The organism is Xanthobacter wiegelii (genome assembly GCF_043193855.2).
GTDB lineage: Bacteria > Pseudomonadota > Alphaproteobacteria > Rhizobiales > Xanthobacteraceae > Xanthobacter > Xanthobacter flavus_A.
On sequence record NZ_CM195529.1, the window covers coordinates 4,910,754 to 4,925,881 of the forward strand.

A 15,128-nucleotide genomic window follows, 5' to 3' on the forward strand; every position below is an offset into this window, starting at 1 on the left:
CGCGTCCGGGGGCTTTTTTGTTTCTGGAGGTGCGCGCGGGTCTGCGCCGACTAAGCCGCCGGCTTGAGCGCCTGCAACTCCCCCGGCAGCGCATAGGCCCAGCCCGAGATGGAGCCGGCACCGAGGCAGATCACGTAATCGCCGGGCTTGGCGAGGCCAGCGACGATGCCGGCCAGTTGCTCCGGTCCTTCCAGCGCCGTCACCGAGCGGTGGCCGTGGGCGATGAGGCCCTGCACCAGATGGTCGCGGTCGGCGCCGGGAATGGGCGCCTCGCCGGCGGTATAGACCGGCGCCACCACCACATGGTCGGCATCGTTGAAGCAGGTGCAGAATTCGTCGAACAGCGAGGCGAGGCGGGTGTAGCGATGCGGCTGCACCACGGCGATCACCTGCCCGTCGCTCGCCGCGCGGGCGGCCTTGAGCACGGCGGCGATCTCCACCGGGTGGTGGCCGTAATCGTCGAACACCGTCACGCCGTTCCACTCGCCCGTGCGGGTGAAGCGCCGCTTCACGCCGCCGAACTGGCTCAGCGCCTCGATGATCTTCTCGTCCGGCACCTTCAGTTCGTGCGCGACGGCGATGGCGGCGGTGGCGTTCAGCGCATTGTGCTTGCCGGGCATGGGCAGGCGCAGGCCGCGGATCTCGTGCACGGTCTCGCCCGCGCGGTTGCGGAACACCACGCCGAACTTGGTGACGCCGCCCTTGAGGTCCACGTCCACGAGGCGCACGTCGGCCTGCGGATTCTCGCCATAGGTGATGACGCGCCGGTCCTCGATGCGGCCCACCAGCGCCTGCACCACCGGATGGTCGATGCACATCACCGCGAAGCCGTAGAAGGGCACGTTCTCCACGAACGCCTTGAACGCCTCCTGTACCCTGTCGAAGGTCTTGAAGTGGTCGAGGTGCTCGGGGTCCACGTTGGTGACGATGGCCACCTCGGTGGGCAGCTTCAGGAAGGTGCCGTCGCTCTCGTCCGCCTCCACCACCATCCAGTTGCCGTCGCCGAGGCGGGCATTGGTGCCGTAGGCGTTGATGATGCCGCCGTTGATGACGGTGGGGTCGAAATTGCCGGCGTCAAGCAGGGTGGCCACCAGCGAGGTGGTGGTGGTCTTGCCGTGGGTGCCGGCAATGGAGACGCAGCTCTTCAGCCGCATCAGCTCGGCCAGCATCTCGGCGCGGCGCACCACCGGCAGGCGCTTGGCGCGGGCGGCCATCAATTCTGGATTGTCGCGCTTGATGGCGGAGGAGACCACCACCACGTCCGCGTCGTCCACATTGGCAGCGGCGTGGCCGATCATCACCGTGATGCCGTGTTCGCGCAGGCGCTTCACATTGGCGCTGTCGGCCACGTCCGAGCCCTGCACCGCGTAGCCGAGATTGTGCAGCACCTCGGCGATGCCGCTCATGCCGATGCCGCCGATGCCGACGAAGTGGATGGAGCCGAGGCCGGACGGCAGCTTCATGCGCTGTTTCCCCTGAAGGTTGCGACCGCGCCGCCGCCCGCCAGATGCCGGACGAGACCGCCCAGCCGCTCGGCGGCGTCAAGCACGCTCTGGCTTCTGGCCCGTTCGGCCATGCGCGTCAATGATCCGGGTTCGCCGGCAAAGGTATTGAGTTCCAGCGCCAGCCGGTCCGGCTCGAATTCCACCTGCCGCAGCACCAGCGCCGCGCCCACGTCCGCGAGGGTGCGGGCATTGGCGGCCTGATCCTGATCGAGCGCGTGGGGCAGCGGCACGAGGATGGAGGGCCGGCCCAGCGCGGCGAGTTCCGCCACCGTGCCGGCGCCGGAGCGGGAGATCACGAGGTGGGCCCGCGCCATGCGGGCCGGCAGATCGTCGAAGAAGGTCTGCACCTCGGCCCGCACGCCGAGCCGGGCATAGGTGGCGGTCACCCGCTCCAGATCCTCCTCCCGCGCCTGCTGGACGAGGACGAGGCGGGCCCGAAGATCGGCGCCGAGCCGCTCGACGGCCTCGGGCACCACGTCGGACATCACCCGTGCGCCCTGGCTGCCGCCGAAGACCAGCACGTGGAGGTCGCCGCCGGGCAGCGGCGGATCATAGGGCGCGGCGGCGGCGGCAATGGCGGCGGGGCGCAGGGGATTGCCCGTCCACACCGCCTTGGCCTTCAGCGCGGGGTCGGCATCGACCACGCCGGGAAAGCCGGTGGCGATGGCGGTGACGCGGCGCGCCAGCATCCGGTTGGCCCGGCCCATCACGCCGTTCGCCTCGTGCACGATGCTCGGCACGCCGGAAAAGCTCGCCGCGAGCAGCGGCGGCACGGTGGGATAGCCGCCGAAGCCCACCACCGCCACGGGCTTCACCCGCCGCAGCAGAGAGAGGCTGGAGACAAAGCCCGAGGCGAGCGCGAGCCCGGTGCGGGCGAGCGAGATGGGCGAGCGCCCACGCACCGTATCCGCCGGCAGCACGTGCAGCTCCCGCGCCGGGAAATGCCCGGCATAGCGGGCGGCGCGGGCGTCGGTGGCGAGGTCCACGGTGAAGCCCTGCCGGGTCAAAACGGCGGCCAGCGCCTCGGCGGGAAACAGGTGGCCGCCGGTGCCGCCGGCGGCGAGAAGGACGAGATCGGTCACATTATCCCCTCGGGCTGCCGGGCAGCGGTGCGGCCGGATCATCCGGCGCACGCGCCGCAGTGCCCCGGCAATGCGGCGGTTCCGCGTCCGCGCGACCTTCGATCAGGCCCGCGATCAGGCCGGTTCCGCCACCGCTGCGGGCGGCGGCGACACCGGGCGGGCGAGGCTTTCACCCCGGCGCGCATCGCCATGCCCCTCGCTGAGCCGCGCCAGCGCCGCGGCGCCGGGCCGCTTGCGCGAGAGGGCCAGCAGCATCCCCATGCCGAAGGCGATGGAGATGAGCGAGGAGCCGCCATAGGAAATGAACGGCAGCGTCATGCCCTTGGCCGGCGCGATGTGGACGTTCACCGCCATGTTGATGGAGGCCTGCAGGCTGAACAGCAGCGCAAGGCCGGTGATGGCGAAGCGGGTGAAGGGATCGCTCTCCTTGGAGGCGCGCGAGAGCGAGCGCAGGAGGATGAAGGCGAACAGGGCGAGGATGATCATGCACAGGATGATGCCGAACTCCTCGCCCGCCACCGCGAACACGAAGTCGGTGTGGCCGTCCGGGAGCATCCGTTTCATGGTGCCCTCGCCCGGCCCGGTGCCGAACCAGCCGCCGCTGCGGAACGAGTTCAGCGCCGCGTCGATCTGGTAGGTGTCGCCGGAATCCGGATTGATGAAGCGGTTGATGCGCTTCTGGACGTGGGACACGGTCATGTAGGCGATGAAGCCGCCGCCCGCGCCGATGCCCGCGAGCCCCACCATCCAGATCCAGCGCAGGCCGGCGAGGAAGAACAGCGACGCCCAGACGAGGCAGATGAGCAGGCTCTGGCCGAAGTCCGGCTGCTTCACCAGCGGGCCGAGCACGCTGCCGAGCAGCAGGAAGGCGAACAGGGTCGCCGGCATCTCCGGCCGCTTGGTGCTCTCGGCGAACAGCCACGCGGCGAGGATGACGAAGGCCGGCTTGATGAATTCCGACGGCTGCACGGTGATGCCGGCGATGGTGAGCCAGCGCCGCGCGCCCTTCACCTCCGGCCCGAACACCAGCGTCGCCAGCAGCAGCACGAAGAACAGGCCGAACACCACCACGCAGGTGCGCCTTATGGTGCGGGGCGAGAGGAAGGAGGTGGCGATCATCACCACCGCGGCGGGGATGAGGAACAGCACCTGCCGGTTCACGAAATGGAACGGATCGGGGATGTTCAGGCGGGCCGCCACGGCCGGGCTCGCGGCGAGGCACAGGATGATGCCGATCACCATCAGCCCGACGAGGCTCGCGAGCAGGGCGCGGTCCACCGTCCACCACCATTCGCTCAAGACGGTGCGGTCGGCGCGCGACATCATGGGACGCATACTCCGGGACGGGACATTTCCCGCACCATGCCCCCGCTTTGGTTGACGGCGGATTAAGGACGTTCGGGCGCGGGCGGGCTCGCGCCCCGTGCCCGGTAGGACGGAAGGTCCGGCGCGTCCGCAGGGGGTGGGTTGCGCGAGAGATCGGCGACCAGCGCCCTCATCTCGCCGATCTCGCGCACCTGCGCGTCGATGATCCGGTCCGCCAGCAGCCGCACGCGCGGATCGCGGATGTGCGCGCGCTCGCTGGTGAGGACGGCGATCGAATGGTGCGGGATCATCGCCCGCATATACGCCACATCGCCGACCGTCGCCTGGGTGCGCACCAGAGCGAGCGCTCCGGCGAAGACGGCGGTGCTGGCCAGGAGGATGGCGAGGTTGATGCGGCGGTTCGGATACATGCCCCACATGAAGCCGAGCATGATCCCCGCCATCACGGCCCCCATGACGAGCGCCATGAAGGCGCGGGTTTCGCTGAAGGCCACATGATCGAGGGCGTAGGTGTTCAGGTACATCAGACCGAACATCACCAGGGTCGAAGTGGCGATCATGGCGGCAAAGCGCGCGTAGCTCATGGGCGACTCCTCCGGGCCAGGACACCGAAGGAACCGCGCGCGGACGGAATCGTTCGCTTGAGCGGCGCGGAGGCTCGCGCCCACGCCGTGGTGTGCCTATCTTCCGCAGGTGGCCAAAGCGACCAGATCCATCGGCAAAACCCGTCCCGAGACCGGCGAACCACGGCGTGGGGCGTCCCCCGCCCTTCCCGAGCCGTTCGCCGGCTGGTTCCGCGCGCGGGGCTGGACGCCGCGCGCGCACCAGCTCGACCTCATCGCCGCCGCCGAGAGCGGGCACTCGGTGCTGCTCATCGCCCCCACGGGCGCCGGCAAGACGCTGGCCGGATTTTTGCCGAGCCTCATCGAGCTGAGCCGGCCGAAGACGAAGGCGCGCAAGGCCTCGCCGCCGCCGGACGAACCCGGCGCCGCTGAAGCCCCCGTCCCCTTCGCCCGCTGGCAGGCGGAGCGGCCGGCATCGCCCCTGCACACGCTCTATATCTCGCCGCTGAAGGCGCTGGCGGTGGACATCGCCCGCAATCTGGAGGCGCCCGTCGCGGAGATGGGGCTCGATATCCGCGTCGAGACCCGCACCGGCGACACGCCCGCCTCGCGCCGCCAGCGCCAGCGGCGCGACCCGCCGCACATCCTCCTCACCACGCCGGAGCAGATTTCCCTGCTGCTCGCCTCGAAGGATGCGGAGCACCTCTTCTCCGGCCTGAAGCGGGTGGTGCTGGACGAGTTGCACGCCCTCGTCACCTCCAAGCGCGGCGATCTGCTGTCCCTCGCCCTCGCGCGGCTGCGCGCCATCGCGCCGGGCCTGCAATGCGTTGGCCTCTCCGCCACCGTGGCGGAGCCGGACGACCTCAGGCGCTATCTGGTGCCGCAGGATGAGGATGCGGCCGAACCCGCCCTCGCCGATCTCGTGATCGCGGCTGGCGGCGCGGCGCCCGACATCTCCATGCTGGAGAGCCGCGCGCGGATGCCGTGGGCGAGCCACACGGCGCAGCACGCCTTCGCCGAGATCTACGAGCTGATCGGCGCCAACAAGCTGTCCCTCGTCTTCGTCAATACCCGCTGGCAGGCCGAATTCCTGTTTCAGGAACTCTGGCGCATCAACGACCTCGATTACCCCATCGCGCTCCACCACGGCTCCCTCGCGGTGGAGCAGCGGCGCCGGGTGGAGGCGGCCATGGCGGCGGGGAAACTGAAGGCCGTCGTGGCCACGTCCTCCCTCGACCTCGGTATCGACTGGGGCGATGTGGATCTCGTCATCAATGTGGGCGCGCCCAAGGGCGCCTCCCGCCTCATGCAGCGCATCGGCCGCGCCAACCACCGGCTCGATGAGCCCTCGCGTGCCGTGCTGATCCCCGCGAACCGCTTCGAGGTGCTGGAATGCCGTGCCGCGCTGGAGGCGGTGAAGGCAGGCGCGCAGGACACGCCGCCCGAGCGGCAGGGGGCGTTCGACGTGCTGGCCCAGCACATCCTCGGCATGGCCTGCGCCGCGCCCTTCTCTGCCGATGCCCTTTATGCGGAGGTGCGCTCGGCCGCGCCCTATCGGGCCCTGTCGCGCGAAGACTTTGACGCGGCGCTCGATTTCGTCGCCACCGGCGGCTATGCGCTGCGCGCCTACGAGCGCTATGCCAAGATCCGCCGCACCAAGGACGGCCTGTGGCGCGTCGCCAATCCCATGATCGCGCAGGCCTACCGGCTGAACGTGGGCACCATCGTGGAAGCCTCCATGCTGAAGGTGCGCCTCGTCTCGGCGCGCGGGGCGGCCAAAACAGGGGTGGCGGGCCGGGTCCGCTTCGGCGGGCGGCTGCTGGGCGAGGTGGAGGAATATTTCGTCGAGACTCTGGTGCCCGGCGACACCTTCGTCTTCGCCGGGGAAATCCTGCGCTACGAGGTGCTGGTAGAGGACGAAGTCTATGTCTCCCGCACCACCGCCACCGAGCCCAAAGTGCCGGCCTATGCGGGCGGCAAGTTCCCGCTCTCCACCTTCCTCGCGGCGGGCGTGCGCGCCCTGCTCTCCGCGCCGGAGCGCTGGGCCGCGCTGCCGCCGCAGGTGCGCGACTGGCTGGAATTGCAGAAGGCCAAGTCCCGCCTGCCCGGCCGGGACGATCTTCTGGTGGAAACCTTCGAGCGGTCGGGGCGCTACTATCTCGTCACCTACCCGTTCGAGGGCCGGCTCGCCCACCAGACGCTGGGCATGCTGCTGACCCGCCGGCTGGAGCGCGCCCGGCTGAAGCCGCTGGGCTTCGTCGCCAATGACTATGCCCTCGCCGTCTATGCGGCCGGCGACATGGGGGCGGCCATCAGCGACCGGCGGCTCTCGCTGGACGAGTTGTTCGATCAGGACATGCTGGGTGACGACCTGGAGGCGTGGCTCGCCGAAAGCGCGCTGATGAAGCGGACCTTCCGCTATTGCGCCGTCATCGCCGGGCTCATCGAACGGCGGTTTCCGGGCAAGGAGAAGACCTCGCGGCAGGTCACCGTCTCCACCGACCTCATCTATGACGTGCTGCGCCGGCACGAGCCGGACCATCTGCTGTTGCGCGCGGCGCGGGCGGACGCGGCGACGGGCCTTCTGGATGTGAAGCGGCTCGGGGAGATGCTGGCACGCATCCGGGGGCACGTGGTGCACCAGCCGCTGCCGCGCGTGTCGCCGCTGGCGGTGCCAGTCCTGCTGGAAATCGGGCGGGAGAGCGTCGGCGGGGATGCCAATGAGGCACTGCTTGCGGAGGCGGAGGAGGAAATGGTGCGGGCGGCCACGGAATGAGCCTCTCGACCAGAACAGACCGGTCAGGCCGCGTCGGCGCGAATCAATTCACGGCGCCGGCAGCCCTTTCGGCCGCCACGCGAAGGCGCACAGCATTCTGGCGCGGCAAGCCTTTGCGGCTCACCACGACCCGCCTCGCGGCGCATTTCGCACCTGCGAAGACGATTCGGAGCTGTTGCATCGAAGAAACGAGCAATCCTGAACCCGCTCCAATAACATCACAATCACGTGATCGACCGGGGCACAAAAGGCCCGCGCAATCTTCCGCTGACTCAGAAGACCGCGCCCACCACGGTGGCGACCGATGCCGCGCTCGCCTCGTGCGGAGCGAAAAACGCAGCGATACCAAGGATGGACACCAGAGCACCGGTGACAGCAAGCTTGCGAAGCATGGCTTAACTCCCAGATCCCATACGAACCCGTTCTGCACCCTCAACGATGCAGGTGGGTTAAGAGTTCCTTAACCAAGTCACCCTGAACCCGGATTGATGCTTGCGTTAACGAAGTGTTCAGGAAAGTCACGGGTCCGTGACGCCAGAGCCGGCCAAGTCAGCGGCCGCGAGGACTTCAGCGGTTCGTGATGTTGCGACGCAATACCGATGTAACGCGGATGTAACCGCCAGGAGGGGAAGCATGTCGTTCACCGGCGTACCGTCGAAGAGCCGATGGCGTGATCTGGAGGCCCCGGGACAGGACGAGCTGGAGCAGCTTGCGCGGGAAGCCTTCGCCGCTTTGCCCGACACCTTCCGCGCCCTGTGCGCCGGCCTCGTCATCAAGGTGGAGGACTTCCCCACCGACGAAGTGCTGGACGAGCTGGGTGCCGAGACGCCGTTCGATCTGCTCGGCCTGTTCCACGGCATCGGCCGCGCGCAGGGCGGCGCGGTGGCCCAGACCGGGCAGATGCCGAACATGGTGTTCCTCTATCGGCGCCCCATCCTCGATTACTGGGCGGAGAACGAGGAAACCCTCGGCGACGTGGTCACCCATGTGCTGGTGCATGAGATCGGCCATCATTTCGGCCTCAGCGACGACGACATGGAGGCCATCGAGGACCGGGCCAATTGACCGCAGGCAAAACGTGACCCTGGCACTGGACGCAGGGGCAGCGCTTTCTAGAATGACTCCAAAAAGGAGACCCCCATGCCTGTCGATTCCAGCATGACCCGTTACGGGCCGGCCCTGCGCGCGCTGCACTGGCTGACCGCCATCGCCGTGTTCACGGCGTTCGGCGTCACCTATCTGGAGCAGTTCTACGCCCGCGGCACGCCGGCGCGGGGCATGGTGTGGTGGGTCCACATCTCGGTCGGCCTCCTGATCATCGCGCTTCTGGCGGTACGCATCCCCGTGCGCATCTTCGGGCGCAATCCGCCCGCCTCCACGCAGATCAGCCGGCCGGTGGCGATCGCCTCGCACATCGTGCACGGGCTGCTCTATCTCGCGCTCATCGCCACGCTCGCGCTCGGCGTCTATCTCGCCTTCCTGCGCGGTGCCCCGGTGTCCTTCTTCTCGCTCTTCACCATCCCCTCGCCCATCGCGGTCAATCGCGATCTGGGCAAGCAGGTGCAGGAGATCCACGAGCTGATGGCCAACGCCGTCATCGTCCTCGCCCTCCTCCACGCGGCGGCGGCCGTGCTCCACCACGTGGTGCTCAAGGACGATGTGCTGAAGCGCATGCTGCCGGAGCGCCTCGCGCCCTGAGACGCGCCTGGGAGAGGCTCGCGCTCGGGGCTGGCCAAGGTGCTGTGCAAGGCCCGGTCCGCCTGTTATGGATGAACGCTACGGAGGCACCCTGCGGGGCGCCTCCGGCGCGCCCTTTGAGCGGGCCGCGCCGCCGCGGGTCCGGCCACCGGCCCCCGGCCGACGAGATCCGGCAGACGAGACAAGGCAGTAGGTCCCATGGAGAAGTTCACGGTCCTGGAGGGCGTCGCGGCGCCGATGAAGCTGGTCAATGTCGATACCGACATGATCATCCCCAAGCAGTATCTGAAGACGATCCAGCGCACCGGCCTCGGCAAGGGCCTCTTCTCCGAGATGCGCTATCTCGACGACGGCGCCGAGAACCCCGCCTTCGTGCTGAACCAGCCCGCGTACCGCTCTTCCAAGATCCTCGTCGCCGGCGACAATTTCGGCTGCGGCTCTTCGCGCGAGCACGCGCCGTGGGCGCTGCTCGACTTCGGCATCCGCTGCGTGATCTCCACGTCGTTCGCGGACATCTTCTACAACAATTGCTTCAAGAACGGCATTCTGCCCATCGTCGTCTCCAAGGACGACCTGGACAAGCTGTTCGACGATGCCGAGCGCGGCGCCAACGCGACCCTCACCATCGACCTGCCGGCCCAGGAAATCCGCGGCCCGGACGGTGGCGTGGTCAAGTTCGAGATCGACCCCTTCCGCAAGCGCTGCCTGGTCGAGGGCCTGGACGACATCGGCCTCACCCTTCAGAAGGCGCCTGCCATCGACCAGTACGAAGCCGCCAAGGGCGCCGAGCAGCCCTGGTTGTGACGCCATAAGTCGGCCGCGGCGCTGACAGGAGGGGCGGGATGGGTCCGTCCGCTCCCGGCACTCCCGCGCCGCGCGCCATCGTGGTGGGCGCGTCGGCGGGCGGACTTCCGGCGCTGGGACGGCTCTTCGCCGCACTGGCGCCGCACCCGGACGTGGGCATCGCGGTGGTCAACCACGTCGGGGCGGACGGGCCGGACATGCTGCCCGCCATCCTTGCCCGTCTCTCCGGCCGCACCGTGGTGCTGGCGCAGGAGCGGGCCCCCCTCCTGGGCGGCCTTGTTCACGTCGCACCCAGCGGCTACCACTTGGAAGTCGGTCGCGACCGCCGTTTTTCGCTCTCCGTGGACCCACGGGTGTGCTATTCGCGGCCTGCAATTGATGTGCTGTTCGCCAGCGCAGCGGAGGCTTACGGTGACGCCCTGGCTGGCGTGGTTCTCACCGGAGCCAGCAGCGACGGGGCGGACGGGCTGAAGCGCATTCGGGAACTGGGAGGCCGCGCCTTCGTGCAAGAGCCGTCGGAAGCCGAGGTCGAGACCATGCCGCTGGCCGCGCTCGCGCGCGCCGGAGCGGACCTGTGCGCGCCCCTCGCCGCGCTCGCCGTCGCCCTCGATGCCTTCTGCCGCGCTCCTCGCGCGCGTCCGGGCCGGGGGATGCCCGAATGACCACGGCCGACCTGCCCAAAATTCTCGTCGTCGACGACGTGCGTGCGAACCTCGTCGGCATGCGCCGCCTGCTCGCGCCGGTGAAGGCCGAGATCTACGAGGCCCATTCCGGCAACGAGGCGCTGGCGCTCTGCCTCGACCATCGCTTCGCGCTCATCCTGCTCGACGTGCAGATGCCGGACATGGACGGATTCGAGGTGGCCTCCCTCCTCAACAACGACCCGGACACCTGCGACATTCCCATCGTGTTCGTCACGGCGGCCTATCACGACGACATCAACCGGCTGAAGGGCTACACCTTCGGCGCAGTGGACTACATCGCCAAGCCCATCAACGACGCCGTGCTCCTGTCCAAGGTCACGGTCTTCCTCGACCTGCACATCTCCAAGCTGCGCCTCAAGGGCGCGCTGGAGGAGCTGGAGAAGCGCAACCGCCAGCTGGAGATCGAGATCGAGGAGCGCCGCCGGGTCGAGAAGCAGATCCGCCATATGGCGACCCACGACGCCCTCACCGGCCTCGGCAACCGCATCCTGTTCGTCGAGCACCTGACCCGCGCGCGCTCGCAGGCGCAGCGCCACGGCCGCGAGTTCGCCTTGCTCTACATCGACATCGACGGCTTCAAGCAGGTCAACGACAGGCACGGCCACGGGGTCGGCGACAAGCTGCTCTGCGCCATCGCCAGCCGGCTGCGCAGCAACCTGCGGCAGGAGGATTTCGCGGTCCGCCTGTCGGGCGACGAGTTCGCCGTCATCATGGTGGACCTCGTCGAGGGCGACGCCGCCCACGCCCAGGGTCAGCGCCTGTGCGAGGCGCTGCGCGAGCCCTATGTCGTTTCGTACAACGACCAGTCCTACACGGTCAGCGTCGGCGCGAGCATCGGCATCGCGCTCTATCCGCGCCACACCACGGACGAGACCGAACTGATCCGCCTCGCGGACACGGCCATGTACGAGGTGAAGCAGCAGGGCAAGGACGGCGTGCGCGTGGCCGCCCCGCGGGCGGCGGTGGAATCCGCCTGAGGCGGAACGCCTGAAGGGGCGCGGCGCCTTCGCAGCCCGGCGCGGCCATGATATCCGGGAGATCGCGGGCGGATACCCCATCGCCCAGCCCATCGCCTTCCGGGAGCTTCATGCCGAAGTCCGCCAGCCGATCCGTCGTCGTGGACCTCATCGCCGTGCTCGCGGCAGTGACGGGGGGCGCGCCGCGGGTGATGACGGTAGAGCACGGCTCGGCCCTGCCGTCCGGCCCGTTCGAGCTGGCGCACCGCTCGCTTCAGCAGGGCCTCCGCGACTGGGTGGAGCAGCGCACCCACCATCCGCTCGGCTATCTGGAGCAGCTCTACACCTTCGCCGACAAGGACCGCTCCGGAGCGGAGAGCGCGGCCCGCACCATCTCCATCTCCTATCTGGGCCTCGCCCGGGAGCAGGCGGCCACCGCCGGCGCCGCCGAGTGGCACGGCTGGTATGAGTATTTCCCCTGGGAGGACCACCGCGACGGGGCGCCGCCCGTCATCGCCGGAACGCTCGCGCCGGCCCTCGCCGCCTGGGCGGATGCCGCCCCCTCGGCGGCCGAGCGCAGCCATCGCGGCCAGCGCGCCGCCATCAGCTTCGGGCTCGACGGCGCTATATGGAACGAGGAGCTGACGCTCCAGCGCTATGAACTCCTCTACGAGGCCGGCATCGTCGCCGAGCGCCTGCGCCGCGAGGGCCGGCAGGAGACCGCCGGCGCCGGACGGCCGATGATCGCCGACCACCGCCGCATCCTCGCCACCGCCATCGCGCGGCTCAGGGCCAAGATCAAATACCGCCCCGTGGTGTTCGAGCTGATGCCGCCCACCTTCACCCTGCTTCAGCTGCAGCGCTGCGTGGAGGCCATCGCCGGGCGGACCCTGCACAAGCAGAATTTTCGCCGGCTGATGGAGCAGCAGGAACTGGTGGAGGAAGCCGGCGGCGCCACCACCGAAACCCTTGGCCGGCCTGCAAAACTCTTCCGCTTCCGCCATGCGGTGGTGGAGGAGCGGGCCTTCGCCGGAACGAAATTGCCCCTCGCACGCTCTTGACACGGCTTATGCTCAGGATAAGCATATGCCCACCATATGCTCAAACTGAGTATAGACGATGGTCGTATCCGCCCTTTCCACCGCCGCCGTTTCTCCCACGCTGGACGCCCTCGCGGCGGCCTTCGCCCGCACCGCGCCGCTCTACGAGAAGATCCGCCGGGTAGTGCCGCCCGCCGACTGGGCCTTCCTCGCCGAGGACGCGGAGGCCATCCTCCGGCTGAAGCGCGAGCGCAACGCGGTCATCCTCGCGCACAACTACCAGACGCCGGAGATCTTCCACTGCGTCGCCGATATCGTGGGCGACAGCCTGGCGCTGGCCCGTGAGGCCATGCGGGTGGATGCGGACGTGATCGTGCTCGCCGGCGTCTACTTCATGGCCGAGACGGCAAAGCTGCTGAACCCCGGCAAGACCGTGCTGATCCCGGATCAGGAGGCCGGCTGCTCGCTGGCCGATTCCATCACCGCCGCCGACGTGCGCCTCATGCGCGCCGCCCATCCCGGCGTGCCGGTGATCGCCTATGTGAACACGTCCGCCGCCGTGAAGGCCGAGGTGGACGTGTGCTGCACCTCGGGCAATGCGGCGCGGGTGGTGAAGTCGTTCGGCGTGCCCAAGGTCATCATGCTGCCGGACCAGTATCTGGCGAAGAACGTCGCCGCCGAGACCGGCATCGACATCATCTCCTGGGCCGGCCAGTGCGAGGTGCACGAGCTGTTCACCGCCGCCGACGTCCGCGAGCTGCGCGCCGCCAATCCCGGCGTCACCGTGCTCGTCCACCCCGAATGCCCGCCGGAGGTGGTGGCGGAAGCCGATTTCGCCGGCTCCACCGCCGCCATGAGCGACTATGTGAGCGAGAAGCGCCCGCCCCGCGTGGTGCTCCTCACCGAATGCTCCATGGCCGACAACGTGGCGGTCCACTATCCCGACATCGACTTCGTGCGCCCCTGCAATCTCTGCCCGCACATGAAGAAGATCACGCTGCGCAACATCCGCGCGGCGCTGGAGAACAACCTCCACGAAGTCACCATCGACCCCGAGATCGCCGCGCGCGCCCGTGCCTCGGTCGAGCGGATGCTGGCGCTATGACCGGGGACAGGCTGGACGGCCGCCCCGTCATCGTCGGTGCCGGCATCGCGGGGCTCGCGGCCGCCCTCTTCCTCGCCCCCGAGCTGGTGGTGCTCGTCACCCGCGCGCCGCTGGGCGCGGACGGCTCCAGTCCGCTCGCGCAGGGCGGCATCGCCGCCAGTGTCGGGGCGGATGACGACGACGCGCTCCACCTCGCCGACACGCTGGCGGCGGGCGACGGCCTCTGCGATGCCGAGGCGGCGCGCCGCATCCTCTCCGCCGGCCCGGACGCCATTGCGGCCCTCGAACGTCTCGGCGTGCGCTTCGACCGCGACGCGGCCGGCGGCCTGCTGCTCGGCCTCGAAGCCGCCCACAGCCGGCGCCGCATCGTCCATGCGGATGGCGACGGCACCGGGCGCGAATTGGTGCGCGCGCTCTCCGAGGCCGCGCGGGCCTGCCCCTCCATCACGCTGGTTCAGGGCGAGGCGCGGCGCATCCTGATGCGGGATGGCGCGGTCTGCGGCCTGCTCGTGGCCACGGCCGAAGGCGCGCAGGTGCTCGCCACGCGCCGCGTCGTGCTGGCGACGGGCGGTGTCGGCGCGCTCTATGAGCACACCACAAACCCCGCCGCATCCTGGGGCGTGGGGATCGCGCTGGCCGCCGAGGCCGGGGCGGAGCTGGCGGACCTCGAATTCGTGCAGTTCCACCCCACCGCACTGGCGACGCCCGCCCGCCCGCTCCCGCTCATCAGCGAGGCGGTGCGCGGCGAAGGCGCGCTCATCGTGGACGGCAACGGCCGGCGCATTCTGGAGGGTGTTCCGGGCCGGGAGCTGGCGCCGCGCGACGTGGTGGCCCGCGCCGTCTGGCGCGAAGTGGTGGCGGGGCGCGAGGTGTTTCTCGATGCCCGCGCCAGCCTCGGCGCGCGCTTTTCCGCCCGCTTCCCGCAGGTGGCGGCGGGCTGCCGCGCCGCCGGCATTGATCCGGCGACCGATCTCGTGCCCATCCGCCCCGCCGCGCACTACCACATGGGCGGCATCGCCGTGGACGCGCACGGCCGCAGCACCCTCCCCGGCCTCTGGGCGGCGGGCGAATGCGCCGCCACCGGCCTGCACGGCGCCAATCGCCTCGCCTCCAACTCCCTGCTGGAAGCGGTGGTGTGCGGGCGGGAGGTGGCGAACGACATCGCCGGCCGCCCGGTGGGACGCGCGATCGTCCCAGCGCCGTCCGCTTTGCCCCCGGCGGCGGATGCGGCGCCGGCGCGCGCCATCGTCTCCCGCCTCGTCGGCGTCACCCGCGATGCGGAGGGGCTGACGATGGCGCTCCAGCGCCTGCTGCCTTTGGCCGAAGGCGCGACGTCCGCTGCCGCCCCGGCCCGCGTGGGCCTGATGATGGCGGCCGCCGCCCTCGCCCGCACCGAGAGCCGCGGCGCCCATGCGCGCGCCGACTTTCCGCAGACGGCGCCGGTCGCCCGGCGCTCGCGCATCACATTCGCCGAAGCGCGCGCCGCCGCCGGTCGCGTGCGCGTGTCGGACCTCGCCTTCGCCTAAAGCATTTTCAAGCGAAGTGGGCACCGGTTCGCGTGAAGAAAAT

At 69.6% G+C, this 15,128-nt stretch carries 13 protein-coding genes; 9 read left to right on the plus strand and 4 right to left on the minus strand.

Annotation, left to right across the window (positions count from 1 at the left end):
* Window positions 1–50: 50 nt before the first annotated feature.
* The 4 genes from murC to V5F63_RS22965 form a co-directional block, all read right to left on the minus strand.
* Complete coding sequence (gene murC / locus V5F63_RS22950) at window positions 51–1,463, minus strand: UDP-N-acetylmuramate--L-alanine ligase (RefSeq protein ID WP_394101004.1); 1,413 nt, start codon at window positions 1,461–1,463, stop codon at window positions 51–53.
* Window positions 1,460–2,629, minus strand: a complete 1,170-nt coding sequence (murG, locus tag V5F63_RS22955; RefSeq protein WP_394101003.1) for an undecaprenyldiphospho-muramoylpentapeptide beta-N-acetylglucosaminyltransferase — start codon at window positions 2,627–2,629, stop codon at window positions 1,460–1,462. The genes murC and murG overlap by 4 nt, the downstream gene beginning before the upstream one ends.
* Window positions 2,630–2,701: 72 nt before the next feature.
* Entirely contained in the window at window positions 2,702–3,913 is a 1,212-nt protein-coding gene (gene ftsW / locus V5F63_RS22960) for a putative lipid II flippase FtsW (RefSeq protein ID WP_209486104.1), read from the minus strand.
* Between the two features lie 62 nt (window positions 3,914–3,975).
* Window positions 3,976–4,497 (minus strand): DUF305 domain-containing protein, encoded by a 522-nt coding sequence (locus V5F63_RS22965; protein ID WP_394101002.1) that lies wholly within the window; start codon window positions 4,495–4,497, stop codon window positions 3,976–3,978.
* 130 nt (window positions 4,498–4,627) lie between these two features.
* Here V5F63_RS22965 and V5F63_RS22970 point away from each other — a divergent pair, with 130 nt between their 5' ends.
* The 9 genes from V5F63_RS22970 to V5F63_RS23010 all read left to right on the plus strand — a co-directional run bounded on the left by V5F63_RS22970 (window position 4,628) and on the right by V5F63_RS23010 (window position 15,085).
* Window positions 4,628–7,252 carry a ligase-associated DNA damage response DEXH box helicase gene (locus V5F63_RS22970; RefSeq protein WP_394101202.1) on the plus strand — a complete coding sequence of 875 codons (2,625 nt, stop codon included), beginning with the start codon at window positions 4,628–4,630 and terminating at the stop codon, window positions 7,250–7,252.
* A 633-nt stretch (window positions 7,253–7,885) separates the two neighbouring features.
* Entirely contained in the window at window positions 7,886–8,317 is a 432-nt protein-coding gene (locus tag V5F63_RS22975; protein ID WP_209486108.1) for a metallopeptidase family protein, read from the plus strand.
* A gap of 75 nt (window positions 8,318–8,392) precedes the next feature.
* A complete protein-coding gene (locus V5F63_RS22980; protein ID WP_209486110.1) occupies window positions 8,393–8,950 on the plus strand; it encodes a cytochrome b in 558 nt (185 codons plus the stop codon).
* 198 nt (window positions 8,951–9,148) lie between these two features.
* Window positions 9,149–9,754, plus strand: a complete 606-nt coding sequence (leuD, locus tag V5F63_RS22985) for a 3-isopropylmalate dehydratase small subunit (RefSeq protein WP_209486112.1) — start codon at window positions 9,149–9,151, stop codon at window positions 9,752–9,754.
* 38 nt (window positions 9,755–9,792) lie between these two features.
* Entirely contained in the window at window positions 9,793–10,416 is a 624-nt protein-coding gene (locus tag V5F63_RS22990; RefSeq protein WP_209486114.1) for a chemotaxis protein CheB, read from the plus strand.
* Complete coding sequence (locus V5F63_RS22995; protein ID WP_209486122.1) at window positions 10,413–11,435, plus strand: two-component system response regulator; 1,023 nt, start codon at window positions 10,413–10,415, stop codon at window positions 11,433–11,435. Before V5F63_RS22990 ends, V5F63_RS22995 begins: the two co-directional genes overlap by 4 nt.
* Before the next feature lie 110 nt (window positions 11,436–11,545).
* Window positions 11,546–12,475 carry an NUDIX hydrolase gene (locus tag V5F63_RS23000; RefSeq protein ID WP_394101001.1) on the plus strand — a complete coding sequence of 310 codons (930 nt, stop codon included), beginning with the start codon at window positions 11,546–11,548 and terminating at the stop codon, window positions 12,473–12,475.
* Between the two features lie 58 nt (window positions 12,476–12,533).
* Window positions 12,534–13,559 (plus strand): quinolinate synthase NadA, encoded by a 1,026-nt coding sequence (nadA, locus tag V5F63_RS23005; protein ID WP_394101000.1) that lies wholly within the window; start codon window positions 12,534–12,536, stop codon window positions 13,557–13,559.
* The gene (locus V5F63_RS23010) at window positions 13,556–15,085 is read left to right on the plus strand and encodes an L-aspartate oxidase (protein ID WP_394100999.1); all 1,530 of its coding nucleotides are present in this window, start codon (window positions 13,556–13,558) and stop codon (window positions 15,083–15,085) included. Before nadA ends, V5F63_RS23010 begins: the two co-directional genes overlap by 4 nt.
* Window positions 15,086–15,128 lie beyond the last annotated feature (43 nt).